Origin of the sequence: Paenibacillus sp. SZ31, assembly GCF_012912005.1 — a bacterium.
Lineage (GTDB): Bacteria > Bacillota > Bacilli > Paenibacillales > Paenibacillaceae > Paenibacillus.
Map to the genome: position 1 here is coordinate 86,296 of NZ_JABBEA010000007.1, position 24,639 is coordinate 110,934.

General features: G+C 45.0%; 18 protein-coding genes. 4 read left to right on the plus strand and 14 right to left on the minus strand.

Features of this window, described 5'->3' with window-relative positions; all coding sequences use genetic code 11:
• Positions 1-44 precede the first annotated feature (44 nt).
• The gene (locus HF638_RS15530; protein WP_169481014.1) at positions 45-1,826 is read left to right on the plus strand and encodes an alpha-glycosidase; all 1,782 of its coding nucleotides are present in this window, start codon (positions 45-47) and stop codon (positions 1,824-1,826) included.
• Positions 1,827-1,952: 126 nt separating this feature from the next.
• On the opposite strand, the gene glgA is transcribed toward HF638_RS15530, so the two are convergent.
• Together glgA and glgB are read right to left on the minus strand one after the other, a co-directional pair.
• Complete coding sequence (gene glgA / locus HF638_RS15535) at positions 1,953-3,395, minus strand: glycogen synthase GlgA (protein WP_169481015.1); 1,443 nt, start codon at positions 3,393-3,395, stop codon at positions 1,953-1,955.
• The gene (gene glgB, locus HF638_RS15540) at positions 3,392-5,398 is read right to left on the minus strand and encodes a 1,4-alpha-glucan branching protein GlgB (RefSeq protein WP_169481016.1); all 2,007 of its coding nucleotides are present in this window, start codon (positions 5,396-5,398) and stop codon (positions 3,392-3,394) included. The genes glgA and glgB overlap by 4 nt, the downstream gene beginning before the upstream one ends.
• Positions 5,399-5,591: 193 nt before the next feature.
• Here glgB and HF638_RS15545 point away from each other — a divergent pair, with 193 nt between their 5' ends.
• Entirely contained in the window at positions 5,592-6,818 is a 1,227-nt protein-coding gene (locus HF638_RS15545; RefSeq protein ID WP_169481017.1) for a glucose-1-phosphate adenylyltransferase, read from the plus strand.
• Positions 6,819-6,939: 121 nt separating this feature from the next.
• Here HF638_RS15545 and HF638_RS15550 read toward each other — a convergent pair whose 3' ends face one another.
• From HF638_RS15550 to HF638_RS15570, 5 genes are all read right to left on the minus strand, one after another.
• Positions 6,940-8,439 (minus strand): sensor histidine kinase, encoded by a 1,500-nt coding sequence (locus HF638_RS15550; protein ID WP_169481018.1) that lies wholly within the window; start codon positions 8,437-8,439, stop codon positions 6,940-6,942.
• The gene (locus tag HF638_RS15555; RefSeq protein ID WP_017688086.1) at positions 8,436-9,134 is read right to left on the minus strand and encodes a response regulator transcription factor; all 699 of its coding nucleotides are present in this window, start codon (positions 9,132-9,134) and stop codon (positions 8,436-8,438) included. Before HF638_RS15555 ends, HF638_RS15550 begins: the two co-directional genes overlap by 4 nt.
• Positions 9,127-10,446 carry a hypothetical protein gene (locus tag HF638_RS15560; protein WP_169481019.1) on the minus strand — a complete coding sequence of 440 codons (1,320 nt, stop codon included), beginning with the start codon at positions 10,444-10,446 and terminating at the stop codon, positions 9,127-9,129. Before HF638_RS15560 ends, HF638_RS15555 begins: the two co-directional genes overlap by 8 nt.
• 22 nt (positions 10,447-10,468) lie before the next feature.
• Positions 10,469-11,194 carry a phosphonate ABC transporter ATP-binding protein gene (locus tag HF638_RS15565; RefSeq protein WP_062834868.1) on the minus strand — a complete coding sequence of 242 codons (726 nt, stop codon included), beginning with the start codon at positions 11,192-11,194 and terminating at the stop codon, positions 10,469-10,471.
• Positions 11,195-11,277: 83 nt separating this feature from the next.
• Positions 11,278-12,468 carry an MFS transporter gene (locus tag HF638_RS15570; RefSeq protein ID WP_169481020.1) on the minus strand — a complete coding sequence of 397 codons (1,191 nt, stop codon included), beginning with the start codon at positions 12,466-12,468 and terminating at the stop codon, positions 11,278-11,280.
• A gap of 391 nt (positions 12,469-12,859) precedes the next feature.
• Here HF638_RS15570 and HF638_RS15575 point away from each other — a divergent pair, with 391 nt between their 5' ends.
• A complete protein-coding gene (locus HF638_RS15575; RefSeq protein WP_169481021.1) occupies positions 12,860-13,780 on the plus strand; it encodes an ArsR/SmtB family transcription factor in 921 nt (306 codons plus the stop codon).
• Between the two features lie 49 nt (positions 13,781-13,829).
• Entirely contained in the window at positions 13,830-14,594 is a 765-nt protein-coding gene (locus HF638_RS15580; RefSeq protein WP_169481022.1) for an HAD family hydrolase, read from the plus strand.
• A gap of 35 nt (positions 14,595-14,629) precedes the next feature.
• Here HF638_RS15580 and HF638_RS15585 read toward each other — a convergent pair whose 3' ends face one another.
• The 7 genes from HF638_RS15585 to HF638_RS15615 form a co-directional block, all read right to left on the minus strand.
• The gene (locus tag HF638_RS15585) at positions 14,630-16,969 is read right to left on the minus strand and encodes a type IA DNA topoisomerase (RefSeq protein ID WP_169481023.1); all 2,340 of its coding nucleotides are present in this window, start codon (positions 16,967-16,969) and stop codon (positions 14,630-14,632) included.
• Between the two features lie 125 nt (positions 16,970-17,094).
• Complete coding sequence (gene fur / locus HF638_RS15590; RefSeq protein WP_036613667.1) at positions 17,095-17,586, minus strand: ferric iron uptake transcriptional regulator; 492 nt, start codon at positions 17,584-17,586, stop codon at positions 17,095-17,097.
• 273 nt (positions 17,587-17,859) lie between these two features.
• Entirely contained in the window at positions 17,860-19,347 is a 1,488-nt protein-coding gene (locus tag HF638_RS15595; protein WP_169481024.1) for a glutamate synthase subunit beta, read from the minus strand.
• A gap of 616 nt (positions 19,348-19,963) precedes the next feature.
• Positions 19,964-20,452, minus strand: a complete 489-nt coding sequence (locus tag HF638_RS15600) for a dihydrofolate reductase (RefSeq protein WP_062834874.1) — start codon at positions 20,450-20,452, stop codon at positions 19,964-19,966.
• Positions 20,453-20,502: 50 nt separating this feature from the next.
• A complete protein-coding gene (gene thyA / locus HF638_RS15605; RefSeq protein WP_169481025.1) occupies positions 20,503-21,297 on the minus strand; it encodes a thymidylate synthase in 795 nt (264 codons plus the stop codon).
• Positions 21,298-21,799: 502 nt separating this feature from the next.
• Positions 21,800-23,215: a dihydrolipoyl dehydrogenase gene (gene lpdA / locus HF638_RS15610; protein ID WP_169481026.1), complete on the minus strand. Its 1,416-nt coding sequence runs from the start codon at positions 23,213-23,215 to the stop codon at positions 21,800-21,802.
• A 3-nt stretch (positions 23,216-23,218) separates the two neighbouring features.
• Complete coding sequence (locus HF638_RS15615) at positions 23,219-24,541, minus strand: dihydrolipoamide acetyltransferase family protein (RefSeq protein ID WP_169481027.1); 1,323 nt, start codon at positions 24,539-24,541, stop codon at positions 23,219-23,221.
• Between the last annotated feature and the right edge of the window lie 98 nt (positions 24,542-24,639).

Here is a 24,639-nt window from a genome sequence, read left to right on the forward strand (position 1 = left end):
TTGAACAACCTCTATAACTTATCCTATATTCAGGAGGTGCTGTCATGCTGCTTGAAGCCATGTATCATGTTCCTCGTGACAAGTGGGCCTATGCCTATGATTCGTCTACCATACATCTACGCGTACGAACCAAGCGAAATGATGTGCAATACGTGACTGCACTGACCGGAGATAAGTACAATTGGAATGGAACTTACAAGGAAATTCAACTGGAGAAGGCTGCTGCCGATAGCATGTTTGATTATTGGGAGGCTGCCGTCAAACCTCAATTCAAACGCCTCACCTATATATTTCGGATAACCGCCGGTTCGGAAGATGTTTTCCTCGCGGATAACGGCATTCATTATGAGGCCCCCTATCCAACCGGAGGATATTATGAGTTCTCTTATATACATGAGATCGATGTGTTTAAGGTACCCGAGTGGGCCAAAGAAGCTGTATTTTATCAGATCATGACCGAGCGGTTTGCCAATGGAGATCCCAAGCTGAATCCTCAAGGAACCCACGACTGGGGTGGCAAACCTGAGCTGGACAATTATTTTGGTGGAGACTTGCAAGGTGTGCTGGATCATCTACATGACTTGACTGAACTTGGCGTGAACGCCATTTACTTTACCCCGTTATTCCAGGCTAATTCCTACCACAAATACGACACCATTGACTATAAAAAAGTTGACCCCCATTTCGGTGATAACGCCATGCTCAAACAAGTGACAGAAGAATGCCATCGCCTGGGTATCCGTGTCATGTTGGACGCGGTGTTCAACCATTGCAGTGAAGACTTCCCTCCTTTTCAGGACGTACTCCAACATGGAAAAAATTCAACGTATGCCGATTGGTTCCACATCAATGAATATCCGGTTCAGATCAAGGATGGTATACCCACCTACGATACGTTTGGGTTCTATGGCAACATGCCCAAGTTCAATACAGCCAATCCTGAGGTTAAGGCATATCTACTCGATGTGGCTGAGTACTGGATAAAGGAAATCAAGCTGGATGGCTGGCGTCTGGATGTAGCGAATGAAGTGGACAACCATTTTTGGCGTGATTTTCGCAAAGTTGTTAAAGCCGCGAATCCCGAAGCCTATATTGTTGGTGAAGTATGGAGCGATTCCTTGACCTGGCTTATGGGGGATCAATTTGATTCCGTCATGAATTATCCTTTTGCCGACAAAGTGCTTCAGTTCTTCTGTGGATCAATGGATGGTTATCATTTTGCCAACGAAATGGGTTCATTGATTATGCGATACCCACAACAAACGAATGAGGTCATCTTCAATATGCTGTGTAGCCATGATACCCCTCGCCTGCTCACCCGGTTAGGAGAAGACAAACGCCGATTAAAGTTGTCAGTTGTATTTCTCTTCACCTATATCGGTACACCTTGTATTTTCTACGGCGACGAAGTTGGAATTAGTGGTGATGCTGACCCCGATTGTCGAAAATGTATGGAATGGGACCCGGCCAAGCAAGACAGAGAACTTTATGATTTTTATCGTCTAATGATCGATTTACGCAAAAGCAATGAAGCCCTGCGCAAAGGACGTTTCCGTTTCCTCAAGGCTGATCATAATGATCCCTGTATCGTGTACGAACGCGTAGATGACAACCTCCACTTTACTGTTTGGATGAACAATACACCTCAAGATCGTACGCTCTCACATCCCATGGAGACGAAAGACTGGAAAGATGCGTTAACCGAAGAGCCTGTGTTTCCAACCGATGGATTGATGAATATTAAGCTCGACCCCTATGGGTACCGCATTTTGTACAGGCAGCTCGATCCGGCGACCATCCATTTTAACGATTCAGTCCAAGCATAATCATGGCAAAGGGAAAACACTTCTACCACTTTCAGATAAATGGAGTACGTTCATTCTGAAGTCTGGAAGTGTTTTATTGCATAAAAAAGCCACAGCATCACATGCTGTGACTCATTCACGACTGCATTAATTTACAGGTTCAAGCGTAATCCGGCGATAGATATCCATATATTCCTCAGCTGAGACGTTCCAGCTATATTCTCCGCCCATGGCATTCTTCACAATTTTCTTCCAGTGTTCTGGCTGTTTGTAAATCTCCTCTGCACGCCGAATGGTATTCATCATGTCATGTGCGTTAAAGCTCGTGAACGAGAAGCCATTCCCTTCTCCTGTAAACTCGTTATATGCCTGCACGGTATCGTTCAGACCACCTGTTTCCCTTACGAGAGGCACACTGCCGTATCGCAGAGCCAGTAGCTGGCTAATACCACATGGCTCGAATCTGGATGGCATCAGGAAGATATCACTGCCTGCATAGAACCGACGGGATAACCCATCGTTGAATTTAATCTGGGCAGACATTTTGAGCGGATAACGATTCGCAGCTTCACGGAACCAGTGTTCATACGCCTGCTCCCCTGTTCCCAGTACCGCAAATTGAATGTCATCATAGTATAACAATTCATCCAGGATGCGGCAGACCAGATCAAGCCCTTTGGAATCCACGAGCCTTGTGACCATGACCATGAGAGGTACATCCGGGCGAACAGGAAGTCCGAGTTCCTTTTGCAGCTCAATTTTGTTCTCCGTTTTCTTGGACAGACTCGTTCTGTATTTCACTGGTATCTTAGTGTCCGTTGCCGGGTTGTAGCTCTTGGTATCAATTCCGTTCACTATCCCGCTGAAGCGATCTCCAAGAGAACTGAGCAGTCCGTCCAGGCCATACCCATAGTAGGATGTCTGCACTTCCTCTGCATACGTTGGACTCACGGTCGTTACATGATCTGCGTACACAATTCCTGCTTTCAGGAAATTGACATTACCATAATATTCGGCCCCATCCACAGTGAAATATCGATCGTCCAGCTCAAGGATTTCACTGAATAACTCATGCGGGAATACCCCTTGGTACAACAAGTTATGTATGGTGAATACTGTACGTATCTCACTATAGAATGAGTCGTGTCTATAGTGAGCTTCAAGCAACAAAGGAATCATCCCCGCATGCCAGTCATGACTGTGCAGTACGTCAGGCTTGAACTCAATCTGTGGCAACACTTCGAGCACTGCACGGTTGAAGAAGGCGAAGCGCTCGCCATCATCCATATACCCGTACACTCCGTCACGCCCAAAATAATACTCATTATCCACAAAGTAAACTGGAATTCCATCAAAAACCAGCATTTCTATTCCACAATAGGGTCTACGCCAGCCAAGGGGCACATCTGTTGTAATGACTGGCTGTAATGCGTCTTTATACTCATCGGGAATTCCCTTGTATTTAGGCATAATCACACGCACGTCTGCCCCGCCCTTCTTCAAAGCGAACGGGAGAGCACCGATTACGTCAGCAAGGCCTCCTGTTTTGATAAATGGATGTACTTCAGCAGCAGCAAATAGAATATTCATGCCTTTGTCCTCCTCTTCGGTTTGAGCGTATTACTTTCATTCTTATTCTTCGTTTTTGAACTGACGGAAGTTATACTCGCAGGCGATTCATCCGTTTTCCGACGCGTGTTCTTTTTTAGAATCACGATGCTCAGCGGAGGCAAAACCAATTCGAGACTATATGGATGCCCATGAAAAGGAATCTTTTCGGTAGGTAGCTGCATATCATTAGTAATGCCTGAACCGCCGTAAACGGAATGGTCACTGTTCAGTACTTCGGTATACATACCGGGACGCATGACACCAATCCGGTAACGCTCCCGCTTGACCGGCTGAAAGTTAATGAGCACAAGGAGTGTATCCGCAGGTTTTTTTCCTTTGCGTACATATGAAATGACACTCTGGTCCTGATCATCCGGAGTGATCCATTCATAACCGTCCAAGGAATGATCAAGCTCCCACAAAGCTTTTTCGCCCAAGTACAGGTTAGACAGCTCACGCTCAAACTTATGCAAATTGCGGTGACTGTCATAATCCAGCAAGAACCAATCCAGTTGATCTTCATCTTTCCATTCGATGAACTGGCCAAAGTCTCCACCCATAAACAGCAGCTTTTTCCCTGGGAAAGTCATAAAATAGCCCAGAAAAGCACGCATGCCGGCAAATTTCTGTTCATAGGTTCCTGGCATTTTGTCGAGGAGTGACTTTTTGCCATGAACAACCTCGTCATGAGACAGAGGTAGCACATAATTTTCAGCAAAGGAGTATACGACCGGGAAAGTCAGCAAATGATGTTTGGAAGGACGCTCATGAAAATCAGATTCCATGTAATCAAGCGTATCATTCATCCAGCCCATGTTCCATTTGTAGTTGAAACCCAGGCCACCCTCATCTACAGGTAACGTCACCATTGGCCATGCACTGGATTCTTCAGCCATCATCAATGCATAAGGGAAATACTTGAACACTGTCTCATTCAGCTGCTGCAAAAAAGCTACAGCTTCCTTGTTCTCGAGACCCCCTTCATCATTGGTACGGTATTGTCCTGGCTGCTTCTCAAAATCAAGCCGAAGCATACTCGTAACCGCATCAACACGAAGTCCGTCAAAATGATACATCTCCATCCAATACAGTGCATTGGAGATCAGAAAGGAACGAATCTCAGGTTTCGAGTAGTCAAAACTGAGCGTACCCCAGCCTGGTTTCTCCGCTAACATCGGGTCTGCATACTCATATAAAGGCGTTCCATCGAACATACGCAACCCATGAGCATCTTTGGCAAAATGTGCAGGTACCCAATCCAGCAATACGCCAATTCCAGCCTGATGCAGTGTATCCACAAGATACATCAGATCTTGCGGGTGCCCGTAACGGCTCGTTGGCGCGTAGAATCCCGTATTCTGGTATCCCCATGAAAGGTCATAGGGATGCTCACTGAGAGGCATCATCTCAACATGTGTATATTTCATTTCTAATAAGTAAGGAACGAGCAAGTCAGCCATCTCACGATAACTAAAGAGGCTACCATCTTCTTTGCGCTTCCAGGTTCCCATATGCATTTCGTAAATATGTAGAGGTTTGTTATACATGGCACGTTGTTTACGTCTCCAAGCTCCATCATTCCATTTGTAACCTTCGATTGAACTGGTGACAGAGGCTGTCTGAGGTCGAACCTCCGCTTGAAACGCGTAAGGGTCCGCTTTGAGCAATTCTGTTCCATCTTCCGTTAATATACGGAACTTGTATAAAGTTCCTTCACTGATTTCCGGAAAAAAACGACTCCAAAATCCTGATTCGGGTATCTTATATAAAGGTTCCTGTTCGCCTTTCCAACCATTACGGTCCAGAGCGAGCCCTACTTCTGCGGCATTTGGTGCCCATACGGTAAAGCGATAACCCTGACGGCCATCGCAAGTCTCAGGCTGCGCGCCCAACATTCGATAACTGTGATGAAGGTTACCTTCATGAAATAAATAAATATGCTCCGGCAATATGTCCGGGTGTGCTAACGGTTGAATGGCCAAAAGATCACCTTCTTCTCCAGAAAATAGATATAACAGTAACCATTACCCCATTCTAGCCAAGTTGAAAAGAAAAATGCGGTGTTTTAAAAAATGTTGTATATTTTCAGAATTTTTACAGCAATCATCGTTTCACTTGCTACACTTTGCGTTAATGATGTACTACAATGCACAATATTTTGGGAGGGAAACGATTATGTTTAATAAAGATTGCATCGCTATGCTGTTGGCGGGAGGAGAAGGGAAGCGATTAGCCCCTTTAACCTCAAGTATCGCAAAACCCGCTGTACCGTTTGGCGGGCACTACCGGATCATCGATTTTCCTCTCAGTAACTGCGTTAACTCAGGGATCGACACTGTAGGTGTACTAACGCAGTATCAAGCGGATTCATTACATGATCATATCGGTGGAGGAGAACCATGGGGACATGGTAACTCAAGTGAGGCAGGAATCTCCTTGCTTCCATCTTATCATACAGGAAATGACGAATACTTGGGAACGGCGGATGCTATTTATAAAAATATCGACTATATTGACCAACAAAACCCCGAAAATGTTCTAATTTTGTCGGGTGACCATATTTATCATATGAATTATCGCGAAATGTTGGAGGCTCATCAAGCCAATAATGCCGCAGCAACGATTTCAGTTATGGAAGTTCCGTGGGATGAAGCACATCGCTTTGGGATCATGGCTGCCGATGCTGATCTGCGTGTAACCGAGTTTGCCGAGAAACCGGCTGAACCAAAAAGTAATCTGGCTTCAATGGGCATTTACATGTTCAACTGGGAGTACCTGAAACGCCATCTCTTGGAAGATGCTGCTAACTCTGAATCCAGCCATGACTTCGGTAAAGATGTGATTCCTCAGATGTTGAACGAGAATAATCCCCTCTTTGTCTATAACTTTAATGGTTATTGGAAAGATGTAGGTACAGTTAAGAGTCTGTGGGATGCACATATGGATCTGCTCTATAACGAAGAAGACTGGAGTCTTCAAAAAGAAAACTGGCCAATGTTTACTCGCGACTGGCGCTCCAAGCCAAGTGCTTACAAAGCTAGACATACGAAGATTGAACATGTGACGTCCATGATTCACGACTCTTGTGCCATTGAAGGTCGTGCAGAACGTTCCGTAATCTTCTGCGGTGCTGAAGTGGGTAAAGGCTCCGAGATTAAAGACAGTGTCGTCATGCCTAACGCACGCATAGGTCGTGGCGTTCACATCGAACGTGCCATCATCGGTGAAGGTGCGATTATCAAAGACGGTGCAATTGTGAAGGGTACGGCGGATGAAATTGTTGTCGTTGGACCTAACGAGATCGTCTCTGCTAAGCCGGCTGTCCGTACGCAACCTGTCCGTATATTGAAAGAAGTATATGAAAAAAGTGGGCGCCTGCGCGCTGGTGAACTTTCTTCATAATTAAATAAATAATATAAGAAAGGCGAGCCTCGGATGGCTCGCCTTTTTTTGTGTTGATATGAGTGTTATGGAGCGTGCATGCTCGATCATCACGTAGAAAAATCTCTTATCTTTTAAAACCTTAAGACTTTTCTAGATCCAATTTCACATCGCTTGCTGTTCGCTCATCTGCGACTTCAGCATCACCAGACTGGGTTACAGATTCCTCTGTACCCATCTCCTCAGCCACAGCCGGTAACGTAACCGTAACGGTTGTCCCCGATCCGAGTTCACTCTGCATCGTAATGGTTCCCTCATGCAGTTCTACCAGTTCCTGCGTAATCGCAAGCCCCAGTCCCGTTCCCCCATTCTGATGATTGACCTGGAAGAAGCGGTCTCGCACTTTAATTAGGTGTTCCTCACTGATTCCGATACCGGTGTCCTGAACAGCTGCAATAATCTGACCATTCTCCTCTTTGACGGATAAGAATATCCAGGAATTTTCATGTGAAAATTTGATCGCATTATCCACAACATTCAAGAAGACTTGTTTCAGTCTGTTGCCATCTCCATGGACATTATAAGCACGAGTCTCATCCGTTTCCAACTTGAGATGAACCTGTTTTTGTTCCGCTTTGGCCCAGACATTCAACATCGTTTCCTGTACAATTTCACGAATGTTGACGGTTCCTTTGACCAGCTTCATCTGATTCTGCTGCAATTTGGAGAAATCCAGCATCTCTTCAACAAGTCCAATCAGTCGTTCGGTTTCCTTGGAAATAATACCCATCCCGATACGAGTTTCTTCCGGATCATAACCGCCTGAGTCCAGTGTCTCACTCCAGCCCTTGATGCTGGTCAGAGGTGTTCTTAGTTCATGTGAGATCGAAGAGATAAAATCATCCTTGATCTGATTACTACGCACGATTTCATGTGCCATAAAGTTAAGTGTCGATGCCAATTCGCCCAGTTCGTGCTTATAATTCCCTTTAACCCGGACATCGAGCCGTCCCCTGGCCATTTGAGCAGATACTGCAGTGATGTTGTTAATTGGACGCACAATGGAATTCGCCATACCTATACTGATAATTAAGACAATCGTAAGCACGGCAACACCGACCGCAGCGGCTAGCAATCCCATATTCAGCAGCTTGGAGTTCACATCTTCGAGTGATGTCAGATATCGAATAACATACGTGTTTTCGCCGCCCAGATCAAACTTGTGTGAAACGGCCATGACGGATTCTCCAGTACCTGGTTGTCTTCCAATCCAGCGTCCCATATCCCCGTTCAAAGCCTGCATAATATCACTGGTTTGCAACACAGCACGGTCAGATTCAAAAGCAGTCGAACTCGCCAATACGCGCCCGTTCAGATCCAAAATTTCCAATTCAGTATTGGATAATGCCAAATTCACAATCAGTCTGGACAGATTATTACCGTCCTCCGTATTATTCTCACGGGCGATCGGTTCGAAAAAGTCCTTTGAATTGGAAATATGGGTACTAATCGTATTGTAGATACTTTCATAATAATACCTTTGTACTGCCAACATAAATACGAATTCGACCAACAGCAGAGCAAGAAAAACTACGAAGAAATAGTGTAGTACGATCTGCCGTGTAATGCCTTTTTTAATCATTGCTCCCGGCCCTTCCATTTGTACCCGTGACCCCATACAGTCTGCAGGTATTCGGGCTCGGAAGGATTGTTCTCAATTTTTTGACGGAGACGACGAATGTTTACATCCACAATTTTGGGATCACCCATGTATTCTTTGCCCCATACGTGATCTAACAACACATCACGGCTGAGCGGTGTATTTTCTTTTTCCAGGAAAAACTGAATCAATGAAAACTCCGTGGGAGTTAACTCAATGGCTTCATTCTGTTTTTTAAATTGTTTCGAGATCAGATCCAGTGAAAATGGTCCGGACTGGAACGTAACCTTTGCCGCAGTTTCCCGATGCACGTTCACACGACGTAACAAGGACTGAATACGTGCAATCAACTCTGTTGGGCTGAAAGGCTTGCTTACGTGATCATCTGCACCAACGGAGAGGGCGTATACTTTATCCTGTTCCTGAACTTTGGCGGTCAAGAAGATGATACCCAGACGTTCATTGGTTTCACGTATGCGTCGACAGACCTCAAATCCATCAATACCTGGTACCATGACATCCAGCAGAGCCAAATCAATATCCGGTACCGTTTGCAGTATGCGAAGCGCTTCATGGCCGTCTCCCGCTTCAAGCACTTCGAATCCGTTTCTCTTTAAATTAATCACTATAAAACTGCGGATGGATTCTTCATCCTCAAGAATAAGTACTTTACTCATTAAGTTCTCCCTTTCTATTCAGCTGAGAAGTATTACTCAGTGCATCTTTACCCGCCTCTGATTGTGCTACTCGTGAAGCAATAACTCGATCTTTGGTGCGCGTAATTTCCTTCCAGCTTTTACCCTTCTCCTGTTCCCACTGGGAAAGGGTGAAATATTTGATCTCTGCCACGGTTTCGTCCGTATCAATCATTTTAAATCGAATATATTTTTCCTTTTCCGATTTGGTATCAATAGTGATTTTACCGTACCACTCTGGCTTAAGGTTTAGATGAAATAAATCAGCATCATCCCGGAATTGGAATGAGACAAATTTCTTGCCGTCTTTGCCATCCCATTGATAATAGGTATAGAACCACAACCGAGAGTCAAAAACGTAATGCTCCCAACCTTTTGGAGTCTCTTTGAGTCCAAACTCAATAATACCATCATTATCAACATCACCGCTTAAAATTTTGTCATCTCTGTACGTTTGATCCGGTGATTTGAAAGCATTGACTAACTTATTATCCTTAACATACATAATCTGTGAGAAGGAACTCCGATCATCCAGCTCTGCATCCAGTACAATGCCCATTTGTCCTTCTGCGATCTCTCCGCCCAGAGCATTATAAACTTCTTTAACGGTATAATCGGTCTGTACCCGATCAACTTCCTTGAAGCTTCCATCTTCGTACTGGTATAACGCAATCGTTGCAAAACCACTGTTGTTCAGTGAAATGATAACAAAATCACTCTTGCCATCTCCGCTCAAATCCAGCGTGTTCCCTTGTGCATCATCAATGATATATTGATTATACGGGACTCCACCCAGAACCTGTTCCAGTGCCCCGCCCTTGTACGAATAGGCAGTCAAAGCTTTTTGCTCCTGTAAACTAACCCCAAGTATAATATCGGGATTACCATCATTCGTAATATCCAATACTTTAAAGGATTGCAGCTCATTTCCAGGCACATCAAATGTAAGCTTTTTAACCCATGTGCCTCCCTGCTCTTCCAAAATCATGCCATGGATTCGAACATTCTCATTCGGCGTTTCATAAAATACAATCGCTTCCCGAGTCCCATCCCCATTCAGGTCTTCCACTCGAATCATACTGGTATTATTCATATCCTTGGGACGAATCAACGTGCTCTCTGGCGGCAGTTTAACCTGAACCACGTTGTACAGTTTTTCCTTATCTGTAGACATCATTGGTTTTCTCATCAAACCCTTGGGGTCACTTATGACAGTACATCCGCTTAGAACAGAACCAAGCATAATCGCCATCGTTCCTGCTGCAATGAAGCGTCCCCACCGTGAATTAAACAATCTCATCACTCTTTTCAATAGTTTAAATCTGGTTTTTTTCTTGCTGTGTCAGTCTGCGTCCACGAATATCAAAAGCAATCTTGCCGTCTGCCAATCCCCAGATCCGTGTGGCATGTTTCTCAGCAAGTTCAATAGGCAATACTGCAATAACCGTTGCACGTTCTTCTTCACATAATTTGCGTAGCGTTTCCAGCACCGAATCCGCTGTGTGAGGATCAAGACCAATCACAGGTTCATCGGCCAGAACCACTTTGGCACCATGAGCGAGCGCTCTTGCAATGGCCACACGTTGCTTCTCGCCACCACTCAGCTTCTCTGCAATCTGATGTGCTTTATCGAGTAATCCCAAGTTTTCGAGATAATCCATCGCACCCATATAATCATCGGAACGTACCATACCGGTCACCATTCTCCATACGGGAGTCTGACCCGATCGTCCGATTAATACATTTTTAAGAGCTGTACGTCTAGGAAATAATTCTGGATTTTGTTCCAAGTATGCCCATTCCCGTTTGATTTTCCGTTTACCTGACCAGCCTTCTTTTAAAATCTCGGCACCATCCACCGTAAACCGACCAGAATCCCATTTTTCCATCATGGCCAAACATTTGAGCAACATGCTTTTCCCACTACCGCTTGAGCCAACTACAGCAATCATCTCACCTTGTTGCATATCAAATCGAATATCCCGTAGAACGGGAACGCGGTCCACGCCAACGGATTTACTCAAGTTCTCTACTCTGATCATCGCGATGTCTCCTCTTGTCCATGTTTTTCCCTACCACTAGTGTACTCGGAAATGGACATCAATTTCCATGCGAACACCAGCTTCTATTTTAACACAGATTCGAACTCAGGTTTACGACGAAATAATATACCTGCCGCGCCGAAAAGAAGGTACATGATTCCCAGCAACGTAAACATGCTTCCAGGTGAAATCCAGTTGATCATCTGACCGCCCAGATTCGGTCCAATAATACTTCCAATCGTGAAATGAAAGGAAGCCACGACGTTGGCTGCAGGCAGCAATACTTTAGGCAAAATATCTGCGGCATAGGCAAGTCCCAGTGAGAAAAATGAACCGACCAGGCCACCTGCGATCGTTAACAATACAAGTGTCCACCAAAAATGCGTACCTGCGACTGGAACCAGCATGAAGATGATTCCTCCGCTGATGCCCGCAAACATTAACACCTTCTTTCGCCCATATCGGTCACTCAACATACCCAGAGGCAATTGAAGGAACAACCCTCCAATTCCGATAAAAGGAAGCAACGAGGAAATCTGATTGGTATCGAATCCAATACGTAGACCATACACGGGGAAGTTACTATTCATACCCGCCTCCATATATCCGTATAAGAGTGCTGGTAAAAGTGCATACCAAGCCCATGCCAGACTACGACGGAAGCGACGTTCCGGCAGTTGGCCATGCTCTGCTTTTTCCGGCTTCGTATCTGGAAGCTTCATTAATACCAGTATAAGCACTGCGGCAATACATACGAATAACACCCAGAAAGGCACTGCATCACCGAATCCAAGCAGCTTGATGCCCAGCGGACCAATGCTGAATCCCAGACCATAGGACATGCCATATAGCGATATGTAGCGTCCACGCTTTTCAGGTGCAGTAACGAGCAGCACCCAGAGCTGAGCCGCATAATGAAGTGCGCTGTCTCCTATTCCAACGACCAGACGCAAAATGAACCATATTTTAATATCTGGTAAGTACGGAAACAATATTAAAGGGACCATGACCAATATCAGGCCACCCACAATCAGCTTTTTGAACCCGAGTGCTCCCAATAGTCGCTCCGCAACTAAAGTCATGGCAAAAGAGCCAATGTACAACGCGGCGGCATTTAAGCCGTTTAAACCTGGTGAAACCCCTTTTTGCTCCAAAAAAATCGAAAGCACAGGCAGCAGAAGCCCCTGACTAATTCCCGCTACCACAATAACCATAATCAAAATCAGATAATTGGCTGTCGAGTGTGATAGTTTGGGGCGAGTAATCGATGACACGAATTCATTCCTCCTGCGAGCACACAAAGAAAAATCGCCATCGCTGACGACTTTCGTATGGTATACATATGGTTTTGAACTGCTATTCATGGATCAGGGCTTTGCCCCGGACTTGAACATTATAGTGGACAACGCCCTGCAAAACAAGCCATAATAGAGGTTGTTCAAAAAGTTCACTTTTGATTACGAATCATGCCTAGTGGCATCATCAGCTTCGAAGATGAAATTCAGCCGAAATGTCCGTTGCTCACGTAGTTTTTATACGCTCCGCTACTCCATTTCTATCTTCATTCCATCTTCTTGGTACTGAAAACCAGACTTTTTGAACACGCACTAATCGTACTTAAGTCGCTGCGTACATTTAGATGTGACGGGAGGATTCTGCAACATTATGGCTTATCATGTTAAAATTGATGTTTCACCGATATATGAAATGCTCAACAGCTTTCTGGTTTATGTCACGAAAAAATGGATTCAGCATCTGGATATTGGTCCTGAATGGATTCTGGAAGTGGAAGGTAAACTAAGTTCCAATGTCCGAGCTGCGCTCGCACCTGCTGCCACTTGGCCCTTTGATGATTTTGATGTCTTGTTTGCATGGGCAGCATATCAAAATGATACATCGGAGAATCGTGATTTTCTGGACATGCTTGCCGGAATGACAGCGGAAGACCTATATGCACGGGTCTCTCCACTTTTGCCCGCTCTTACAATAGAAGAATCTACGCGTATTCGGAACAGTTATGTCCCATTATTGCGACTATGGGATCAACACTACTGTCAGAATATGAGTGAAGATCAGCGCGTATGGCTAGAAGAAGATGCCGAAGAAAAACGCATTTTGCTTGATAAAATGGGACCCGAACTGCTTATTGAATATGCTACAGCCGGCGTTCTTGTTGAACCGATGCCTGGACTGAACGAAGTCATCCTCTTCCCCACAGTGCACAATCGTCCTATTAATATGTACTGCTTCTATGAGGGTATGATGATCATTCAGTATCCCGTAGATGTCCCCGAAGAGAATGAAGACCAGCCGCCAACATGCCTTTTACGTTTCACCCACGCACTGGCTGATCCCGAAAGACTTCGTCTGCTTCGTTACGTATCGGATGAACCCAAATCCCTCGCTGAGATGTGTGAAGAATTGGGTAAAGACGAAGACACGGTCAAAGACCAGGTGATGGCGCTACGTATCGCTGGCCTGCTACGAACTCATTTGCTCGGAAGTAACCGTAAAGAGAAATACAGTATTCGACCGGATGGCGTATCTGAATTGAATATGTTCCTTGAATCTTATATTCGCATATAATTTAGTTGAACCATTGTGGAGTTACTGGCTACAAGGAGTGAGTTAGAACATGAAAATAATGAAGCAACATATTTTGTTTGACCTTGATGATACACTCGTATATTGTAACAAGTATTTTAACCTGATTTTGGGGGAATTCTTCGAGAATATGCAGGAGTGGTTTGATGGACATTCTCTGACAACGCAAGAGATTCGCGAAAAACAGCTGGAGATTGATGTAACTGGAGTGAACAAGCTTGGATTTGCAAGTCATCATTTCCCGCAATCCCTGATTGATACCTATCGTTACTTCTCCGGCAAGTTCGCGAGATTAACTTCTCCCAGAGAAGAGTCCTATCTGAGCAAGTTGGGCATGAGTGTGTACGATCAGGAGGTTGAACCCTACCCTCATATGGTTGAAACGCTTGAGAACCTTAAAGTAGCTGGACATTCCCTCTACTTATATACGGGCGGCGAAACCGTGATCCAACAGCGAAAGATTGATCAGATGAAGCTCTCAGCTTATTTTGATGATCGGATCTATATCCGACAACACAAAAACATCGAGGCACTGGAAGGCATTCTGTCTAACGGTCCGTTTGATCGTCGTACAACATGGATGATCGGCAACTCACTACGGACAGACATTATGCCCGCGGTAAAAGCCGGAATTCACAGCATATATATCAAACAACCGAATGAATGGCAATATAACATCGTAGAACTTCAGCCTAATCCGGAAACATCGATGTATACCATCACTGCACTGGAAGAGGTACCGAAGGTCATACACGAAAATATACAACAGCAGCAACAGAAAAGGACCCTTGGTTAAGGGTCCTTTTGCTTTATGTTAACTGTTAACTAAGATCAAGCATCCTGCTTCTCGCCAGATAACTTGCCTGTTACTACGTCCTGCAAAATAATACGAGCTTTCACCGTACTTCCGTCTTTTCGTTTGAAAGACAGCACTTGCGTACTCCCCTTCTCAATCAGCGATTTTAACATCGTACTGGTAATTTTTTTGCCCGCATACTCTTTCCAGACCACAAATGAGCAGCCTTCCTTGAAACGAGAACATCCATAGCCCTTCTTGCCCTCTATGATCTGGCCTGTGCATCCGGGAGAAGGACAAGGTGCCAGTAACTCTCTCACTCCGGATGGACTCGCAGTTGAGGATGGCGCCTTGGTTATCGCGCTTTTCCCACTGCCAGATCTGGACGAAGATACCGAAGTCTGACGGGACGTTTTTACACTTGAACCGCTACCAGCTGTCTTGGCAGATGTCCTCGTATTGCCAGCCTGGGTTCTGGCTCCCTTGCCTTTTCCCCTACCTGCACGCGAATCTTCTCCAAAAGCATCTGCTGGAGCCGGAGCTTGTACACGCACTTTCTCAATGATGGACAAGGTGAATTTCTTGACGTTCTCCATGAACTTGTCCTGACCCGCCTCACCTTTGGAAATCTGATATAACCTTCTTTCCCATTGTCCGGTCATCTCAGGTGAAGTTAACAGATCTACGCCCGCGCGGCGAATCAATTCAATCGCGGTTCTGCCTTTGAGCGTTAACTGCATTTTCTTCCCTAGCAGCGTAATGTAACCTACGTTTTTGAGGCGTTCAATCGTAGCCGCACGTGTAGCCGGAGTACCCAGACCACTATCTTTCATTGCATCTCGCAGCTCTTCATTCTCGATCTGCTTGCCTGCACTTTCCATCGCTTTCAGCAATGTTCCTTCGGTATAACTTTTGGGAGGCTGGGTCGCCTTCTCCTTGAACTCACTCTTCGTACATTGAACAGGCAAGTCAGGTTGTACAGCAAAAGCCTTGTCCGTCCACTCTTCAGCTTCCTCATCCTCATTGCCGTTTTTCTTGGTCTTCTTCTTGCCTGCACCGCCCTGTTCCTGATCTCCAGAACCGAGGACCACTTTCCATCCAAGGGACAACAGCTCTTTGACAGATGTCTTAAACTGATGTTTCTCCACTTCGGTGAGCACCGTATGCTGTTTATACTCCGCCGGAGAATAAAAGTGGGACAAGAACCGTCTTACAATCAAGTCATAAATGTTCTGTTCATCCTTGGATAAGGTACCCGGTCGCTTCAATGTAGGCAAGATCGCATGGTGATCTTCAACCCTGCTCGGATTACATACCCCTTTATTATTCTTATGAACAAGCTCCGGCTTGGCCCCTTGCGCAAGCTCACTATAGGTACCGTTCTTGAGCAGGTTCAGCGTTTTGTGCATACCTTCGATATTCTGTTCTGTAACATAGTTGGAGTTCGTCCGCGGATACGAAATTACCTTGTGTCTTTCATACAAGGCCTGCGCAATATCCAGTGTTTTTTTGGCACCGTATCCGAACTTGGCATTGGCCTCACGCTGTAGTAGGGTCAGGTCGTACAAACGATACGGATACTCCTTCGTCTGCTTTGCTTCGTATTTAGTGATCTGTCCTGTCTTGCCTTTCACACTGGCTGCAATGGCCTCCGCTGCCTCGGCATCGGTCAGCTTGTCGCCTTGACGCAGCCCCCGATACTCGACACCTTCCTGCCGAAACCAGGCGGCCACTTCATAAAAGGTTTGCGACTGGAATGCTTCAATCTCGATTTCCCGATCATAGATTAGCGCCAGTACTGGCGTCTGCACACGGCCTACAGACAACAATGCATTATGGCGGGTTGTAAACGCCCGTGAGGCATTCATACCGATCAGCCAATCGGCTTCACTTCTGGCGCGAGCTGCATGGGTTAAATTTTCAAATTCAGAGGCATCCTTCAGACCATCAAAACCACGTCTAATGCTCTCTGCCGTCAAATCCGATATCCATAGACGCTTTACAGGCTGACGCAGCTTCAGTTGCTGTTGAATGAGGGCGAAGATGTACTGTCCTTCTCTCCCTGCATCGCAAGCATTAACGATCGCTGAAGCCCGTTTTGCCAGTTCTCTAATCATTTTGAGCTGATCTTTCGTTCTCGGATTGGGTACAATCTTGAACTGATCGGGTATGATCGGCAGGTCCGCTATGTTCCAGCGCTTGTACTTCGTATCATAGGCATCCGGTTCAGCCAGTCCAAGCAAATGCCCAATCGCCCAAGTGATGATGTAATGCTCACCTTCCAGATACGTACGATTGTTCTTGGCCTTTGGTTCTATGACGGCGGCAATGGTTCGACCCATGTCGGGTTTTTCCGCTATAACCAGTGTCTTCATCCGTCCATCTCTCCTCCTTCACCGTCCGCATGACGGCAAAAAGGGGCCTTCCGTCGACGGAAGCCCCTTGCTTCTAATACTCATTATATCAGATTTTGAATTCGGGAGCACCCTCCCGAAATGAATTATCCTGCTGCCTGTTCTTTCAGTACATGCTTTTGTCTGCACTCTTTGCATACACCTTGGAAATCCAGACGATGATCTGTAACTGCAAAGCCATACTGACGCTCAATTTGTTGTTCCAAACGAAGCAGCCCATCTTCCATAATTTCTTCTACTTTGCCACATTCTGTACAGATCAAGTGATGGTGATGATGGGAGCCATCCGTACTTCGCAGATCGAAGCGCGCAGCACCGTCGCCAAAGTTAATCTTTTCAACGACCTGAAGGTCACTCAGCAATTCAAGAGTTCGGTATACGGTAGCCAATCCAATCTCAGGGAACTGCTCCTTAACCAGAAGAAACACTTCCTCTGCGCTAAAATGATCCTTCTCATGTTCAAGCAATACACGTACAGTAACTTCTCGTTGTTGAGTTAACTTATATCCTTTTTCAACCAATTGATTTTTAATGTGAAATATCTGTTCTGAAATGGACTTGTCCCGGTTACTTGCCATAGCAGGTCGCACCTCCGGTTTATATTCATTAGATTTTACTTTTATCGTACTGATTGTTGGTTTCAGTGAATCCTTATTTATAATCATTATAATATAATAATAAATCTTTATCACTCAAAAAGCAATGCTATTGCTCACACTTGCGTGAAAGATGTAGTCTTTTCTAATCAAAGACAACAAACAACCCCCGCTGAACGCGAGGGTTGTCACTTATATCTAATCTATACTTTTACTTGTTTAGTATTCATGTAAATCCGTTCTTGTTGTAGAACGTTACACCAGAACCGTAGCACCCATCAAGTATTTGTCCACTTCACGAGCAGCCTCACGGCCTTCATTAATCGCCCATACAACCAAGCTTTGGCCACGACGCATGTCACCTGCTGCAAATACTTTATCCACATTAGTATTGTATTTGCCATAACGTGCCTTAACGTTCGTGCGACGATCTGTTGCAAGTCCCAGTTGCTCTACCAACGTTTGTTCCGGTCCATCAAAACCAATCGCAATCATGGCCATTTGAGCCGGGAATACACGCTCCGTACCTGGAATCGGCTGATAAATCTTGCGACCTGTCTCATCCACAATACGCTCAATCTGCACCGTATGCAATTCTTTGAGGTTACCCTCATCGTCTCCGACAAATTTGGTTGTCATGATTGAGAATTCACGCGGATCTTGACCAAACAACGCTTTGGCTTCCTCTTGTGCATAATCAAGTGTATACACATTCGGGAATTGCGGCCAAGGGTTGTTAATGCGATCACGCTCCATCGGAGCTTGTGTATGCGTACCGAATTGTGTAACAGTACGACAACCATGACGCAGCGATGTAGCTACACAGTCAGATCCTGTATCACCGCCACCAATGACGATAATGTCTTTTTCCTTAGCGGACAGATATTGGCCGTCTTCCAGATTGGAGTCCAGATAGCTCTTAATGCTGCCGTTCAGGAAATCCATGGCGTAATGAACGCCTTTCAAGTCGCTACCTTCAATGTTGAATTCACGTGGTTTGGTTGCACCACCGCACAATACAACAGCGTCATAATCATCTACCAGTTGTTGTGCTGCAATATCTTTACCGATCTCGGTGTTCGTGATGAATTGGACACCTTCTGCTTCAAGCAGATCAACACGACGTTGAACTACATTTTTATCCAATTTCATCGTCGGGATACCATACATCAGCAATCCACCGACACGGTCCGAACGCTCATACACGGTTACCGAGTGTCCTGCTTTATTCAACTGAGCCGCAGTAGCCAATCCCGCTGGACCTGAGCCTACGACAGCTACACGTTTACCCGTACGTTTTTCAGGAGGTTGGGGAACCACCCATCCTTCTTCGAAACCTTTTTCAATAATAGCTTCTTCAATGGTTTTGATGGTTACAGGCTGACCGATTAAGCCAACTGTACAAGATCCTTCACAAGGAGCAGGACAGACGCGACCTGTAAATTCCGGGAAATTATTCGTTTTGTGGAGGCGCTCAAGTGCTTCTCTCCACAGTCCGCGATATACAAGATTATTCCATTCTGGAATCAGGTTATGCACGGGGCAACCTGACGTGCCGCCAATCATATCTATACCTGTATGGCAATACGGGGTACCACAATCCATGCATCGTGCACCTTGTGTTCTGAGCTCTTCTTCTGCCATATGTTTATGAAACTCTTCCCAATCTTTAATCCGTTCCGCTGGCTCTCGATCCGCTGGCAGTTGACGTTTGTATTCCATAAATCCAGTAGGTGTAGACATCTTACGTTTTCCCCCATCCGTTCTTGTCTTAATCCCTTCATGTGCATGGTTCTATATGAAATGGATTACTCATTACTTGAGTTTTTGTCTATTGTATCACAAAATCTTCTCGAAGATATTTCAATTATAGTAGCATTTCCTGTACTGAATATTAAATGGATTATCCGCATAATTATTTGTATTTTATACATCATATCTTTCAAGTCTACCTATGGTCAATACCCTTATTTTGGTGTTAAATACGATTTTGAACTGCGAAATTTGGTGTTTGATAGAGAGACAAAAGGTCGAAACGTTATGTAAATGTCAGATAATTTGTCATCAAATTCAACATATTTTGCTATAAATAGTTCTCATTTCCGAATATTAGCTCTATTTTAGGGCTTCACAACGTTAAAACCTCAAAACTTTTACACTTTTTTACTCTTATATGCTAGGTCGTATGTATAATATACATACGCATCATTTATTCATGTTATATTAATGTAATATGTCTTCCGCTCTAAACGAGTGACTCATTTTTTTTTTAAAGAAAAGACGCTGTTCACGAATAATTCGCAATCAGCGCCTCTCATCATACAAACACGGACGAAGTCAGGATTCTCTTATGCAACATTTACCGTTTACGTTCATAAAATTCGAATGTATACGCGTGAACATTTTTTTCATCCTGCTCGCCTTCAATCTGTTCAATCAGTTCCCATTCCGACCAGTCCACTTCAGGGAAAAAGGTATCTCCCTCAAAATTCTCATGAATTTTGGTCACCACAAGACGATCTGCAAGTGGCAAGAACTCACGATACACTTGGGAACCCCCAATTACGCACAGTTCCTCACCTTTGGTTACACTCAGTCCCTCTTCAATCGTATGCACAATCTCAGCTTGTTGCACTTTGTAGTTCAGATCTCTCGTCACTACAATATTACGGCGCTGAGGAAGCGGCTTACCACCAAAAGATTCCCATGTGTTACGTCCCATGATAATCGTTTTGTTCAGCGTACGTTGTTTAAAAAAGGCCATATCTTTGGGTAAACGCCATGGAATCGAATTATTCAATCCAATCACACCGTTCTCCCCCATTGCCCATACAAGTTCAATACTCAAGGGTAATACACTCCTTCAATCCAAGTCTCTTATCGAGATTGAACACGTAATTAGACTGCAATTGGAGCTTTAATGCCTGCATGATGCTGATAGTTCTCAAATTCGAAGTCTTCAAACTTATAATCGAAAATAGAATCTGGTTTACGCTTGATTACCAGCTTAGGTAAAGCATAGGGTTCACGCTCCAGCTGTGTTTTAACCTGGTCCACATGGTTAGAGTAGATGTGAACATCCCCTCCAGACCAGATGAAATCACCCACTTCAAGATCACATTGCTGCGCAATCATATGCGTCAAGAGCGCATAACTCGCGATGTTAAACGGCAAGCCGAGGAACGTATCCACGGAACGCATCGTTAGCATACATGATAACTTACCCTCTGCAACGTAAAACTGAAACGCGAAATGACAAGGCGGAAGCTTCATATGATTAATCTCCGCCACATTCCATGCGCTAACAAGATGACGACGTGAATCCGGATTGTTTTTGATCGAATCAATGACCGCAGCGATCTGATCAATTTTTTCTCCGTTCGGTGCTTCCCATGTACGCCACTGCGAGCCGTATACCGGACCGAGATCCCCATTTTCATCCGCCCAGTCGTCCCAGATCTTCACACCGTTTTCTTTCAAATAAGATATATTGGTATCGCCACTCAAAAACCATAACAGTTCATGAATAACCGATTTGAGATGAATTCGTTTGGTTGTTACCAGCGGAAATCCTTCGGAGAGATCATAACGGAGCTGTCTGCCGAATACAGATTGTGTTCCTGTTCCGGTACGGTCTCCTTTATGCACGCCGTTGTTCAGAATATCCTGTAATAAATCAAGATAGTTTTTCATGTTGTTATCTCCTCGCACTTTTATTCGTACTAAACTAAAGATTATTTACACTTACCACTCCGATGACAGAACAACCTTCCGATCGCTGTTATCCCCAGATTTTTTTGATTTCCTTTTCCAAAGGTAAAATCCGGGGATAAAGGCGAAGCGTATGCTTCCGATGCAGCTTTCCTTCAGAAAGCTTTTAGCTCCGCTTCTTCAGGTTCTTTCTGTCCTCTACGTTCTCATGTAAAAGATTAGTTTAACTTCAATACTAATTGCATAGACCATGATTAGCTTGGAGCCACATCATGACTGATCATTACAACAGTGTACCACAATTGAGTTGTTGGATAAAATCAATTCAATGAAACTTTTAAGCATGTAACTTTTCTTCATATCATACACAATAGTATCTTTATTTCTCGGCTTTTGCTCAGAAAAAAAGACGAACAACGCGTTAGCGTCATTCGTCTCTTCTGATATACGTATAATGCCGGACGGATCCGAAGCTTAGATGATCTTAACGGGAGATGATGTGGATCGGGTGACCCATTACCAATTCCGCAGCTTCCATCACGATTTCGCCCAATGTTGGGTGAGCGTGAATTGTAAGAGCCAGATCTTCCAAAGTAGCGCCCATCTCGATTGCCAAACCAAGCTCTGCAATCAGGTTGGAAGCTTCCAGACCTACGATTTGGCAACCCAATACGAGGCCGCTTTCTTCGTCAGCTACGATTTTCACGAAGCCTTCAGCGTGGTTCAAAGATACAGCACGGCCGTTACCCGCGTAAGGGAATTTGCCTGCTTTTACTTTGTGACCTTTTTCTTTAGCTTCTTTTTCAGTGTAACCTACGCTGGAACACTCTGGATCTGTGAACACAACAGCTGGCATACATTTGTAGTCAACTACAGATGGTTGTCCTGCGATTGCTTCAGCAGCCACTTTACCTTCATAAGAAGCTTTGTGTGCCAGAGCCAAACCAGATACGATATCACCAATTGCGAAGATTTGCGGGATGCTAGTACGGCCTTGGTGGTCAACTTTAACGAAACCACGCTCGTCAACGTCTACGCCAATCAGGTCCAGACCAAGCTCACCATCTGTATTTGGACGACGTCCAACAGTAACGAGCAGATAATCTGCAGTTACTTCTTTGGATTCACCATTTACAGAGTATTTAACAGTTACATCTTTATCCGTTTGCTCAGCACTTTCAGCTTTTGCACCCGTTACGATTTCGATGCCTGTTTTCTTCATGTTTTTAGCCACGAGGCTAGTCATGTCTTTATCGAAACCTGGCAGTACTGTATCCAAACCTTCGATGATTGTTACTTTTGCACCGAATTTGGAGTACATTTGGCCAAGCTCAGCACCAATATATCCGCCACCGATAACGATCATGCTTTTTGGTACTTCAGGCAAGTTCAAAGCTTCTGTTGAAGACAGAATGCGTCCGCCAAACGGGAAAGGTTTCAGTTCGATTGGACGGGAACCTGTTGCAATGATTGCATTTTTGAAACGGTAACGCGGAGATTCGTGATCGTTGAATACACGCGCTTCGTTTTCGTTGATGAACATGCACTCACCGTTGAAAACTTCTACTTTGTTGCCTTTGAGCAAACCAGCTACGCCGCCAGTCATTTTCTTAACAACGCCGTTTTTGAATTCTTGAGTTTTGCTGAAGTCCACTTTTACGTTCTCAGCAGAGATACCAAAAGCTTCACCGTGAAGTGCAGACTCATATTGGTGTGCAGCCGAGATCAGGGCTTTGGATGGGATACATCCGCGGTTCAAACAAACGCCGCCCAGTTCGGATTTATCTACGATCAATACGCTTTGGCCCAATTGAGCAGCACGGATGGCAGCCACATAGCCACCAGGTCCTGCACCAATTACTAATGTGTCGATATCGAGAGAAGCGTCGCCTACTACCATATCTTACACCTCCATAACAAGCAGCTCAGGATTAGCGAGCAGCTGTTTAATGTAATTCATAAAGTTTTGTGCTGTTGCGCCATCGATAATACGGTGGTCAAAGCTCAGGGAAAGAGCCATTACAGGTGCTGCAACTACTTCGCCGTTTTTGATCACAGCTTTTTCGCTGATGCGTCCTGTTCCGAGAATAGCAACTTCAGGGAAGTTGATGATTGGAGTGAAGAACATACCGCCAGCAGAACCGATGTTACTGATGGAGATTGTGCTTCCTCTCATTTCGTTCGCACTCAATTTGCCGTCGCGGCCACGAGCTGCCAGATCACGGATAGAATCAGCGATCATCCAGATGGATTTACGATCAGCATCTTTGATAACAGGAACGATCAAGCCGTTGTCTGTATCTGTAGCGATACCGATGTTGTAGTATTTTTTGTAAACAATTTCGTTAGCTTCTTCATCAATCATAGCGTTCAGAGCCGGGAATTGGCGGGAAGCCGCAACCAGTGCTTTAACGATGAATGGCAGATAAGTAACTTTTGTTCCTTTTTTCTCTGCGATTGGTTTCATACGAGTACGGAAAGCAACCAACTCCGTTACGTCAACCTCGTCCATGATTGTAACGTGAGGTGCTGTGTACGCCGATTTAACCATTGCATTAGAGATCGCTTTACGGATACCTTTGAATGGTACGCGCTCTTCTTCAACGTGTTGATCAGCTGCAACAGCTGTTGGTGCTGCAGATTTTTTCTCTTCTTGAGCCGGAGCTTCGGAAGATGCTGCTGCGGAAGAACCGCCACCGTTTTTGAAGGATTCAACATCTTCTTTGGTCACTTTACCGTTGTTGCCAGTGCCGTTAACCTGAGCGATGTCTACACCTTGTTCGCGAGCAAACTTGCGCACGCTTGGTGTTGCCAGAACGTCTCTGGCAGGTACTGCCGGAACGCTGTTGTTTCCGCCTTCTTTAGCTGCATCCGAGCTGGAAGCTGCTGCAGAAGAACCGCTTGTGTCAGCTCCGCCTTGAGCTGCATCTTTCTCTTGCTCGCCTTGATCGCCAGCAGGAGCGTCGTCTTGCTCAGGAAGTTCGCCTTCTGCATCGATGATAGCTACAACTTCACCAACGTGGCAGATTTGACCGTCTTTAGCGAATACTTCTGTAACTGTTCCGTTAACCGGACAAGGTACTTCAACAACCGCTTTGTCGTTCTGTACTTCCATGATGATATCGTCGTCAGTTACTTTGTCACCGACTTTGATATGCATCTTGATGATTTCGCCTTCGTGTAGGCCTTCGCCCAATTCAGGGAATTTATATTCAAATTTAGCCAACTGAAAAACCTCCTTGATTATGTGCTCAATCCTGAAAACAACCCTTAACTCCAAGAAACAACTGTTACTGCTAATGCAAATAACTGTTACTCAAGGGG

Excerpts from the sequence above, each read along its gene's own strand:
- HF638_RS15530 (WP_169481014.1), top strand. The coding sequence starts at position 45 with ATGCTGCTTGAAGCCATGTATCATGTTCCTCGTGACAAGTGGGCCTAT.
- glgA (WP_169481015.1), bottom strand. The coding sequence starts at position 3,395 with ATGAATATTCTATTTGCTGCTGCTGAAGTACATCCATTTATCAAAACA.
- HF638_RS15545 (WP_169481017.1), top strand. The coding sequence starts at position 5,592 with ATGTTTAATAAAGATTGCATCGCTATGCTGTTGGCGGGAGGAGAAGGG.
- HF638_RS15550 (WP_169481018.1), bottom strand. The coding sequence starts at position 8,439 with ATGATTAAAAAAGGCATTACACGGCAGATCGTACTACACTATTTCTTC.
- HF638_RS15555 (WP_017688086.1), bottom strand. The coding sequence starts at position 9,134 with ATGAGTAAAGTACTTATTCTTGAGGATGAAGAATCCATCCGCAGTTTT.
- HF638_RS15565 (WP_062834868.1), bottom strand. The coding sequence starts at position 11,194 with ATGATCAGAGTAGAGAACTTGAGTAAATCCGTTGGCGTGGACCGCGTT.
- HF638_RS15575 (WP_169481021.1), top strand. The coding sequence starts at position 12,860 with ATGGCTTATCATGTTAAAATTGATGTTTCACCGATATATGAAATGCTC.
- HF638_RS15580 (WP_169481022.1), top strand. The coding sequence starts at position 13,830 with ATGAAAATAATGAAGCAACATATTTTGTTTGACCTTGATGATACACTC.
- HF638_RS15585 (WP_169481023.1), bottom strand. The coding sequence starts at position 16,969 with ATGAAGACACTGGTTATAGCGGAAAAACCCGACATGGGTCGAACCATT.
- fur (WP_036613667.1), bottom strand. The coding sequence starts at position 17,586 with ATGGCAAGTAACCGGGACAAGTCCATTTCAGAACAGATATTTCACATT.
- HF638_RS15595 (WP_169481024.1), bottom strand. The coding sequence starts at position 19,347 with ATGTCTACACCTACTGGATTTATGGAATACAAACGTCAACTGCCAGCG.
- thyA (WP_169481025.1), bottom strand. The coding sequence starts at position 21,297 with ATGAAAAACTATCTTGATTTATTACAGGATATTCTGAACAACGGCGTG.
- lpdA (WP_169481026.1), bottom strand. The coding sequence starts at position 23,215 with ATGGTAGTAGGCGACGCTTCTCTCGATATCGACACATTAGTAATTGGT.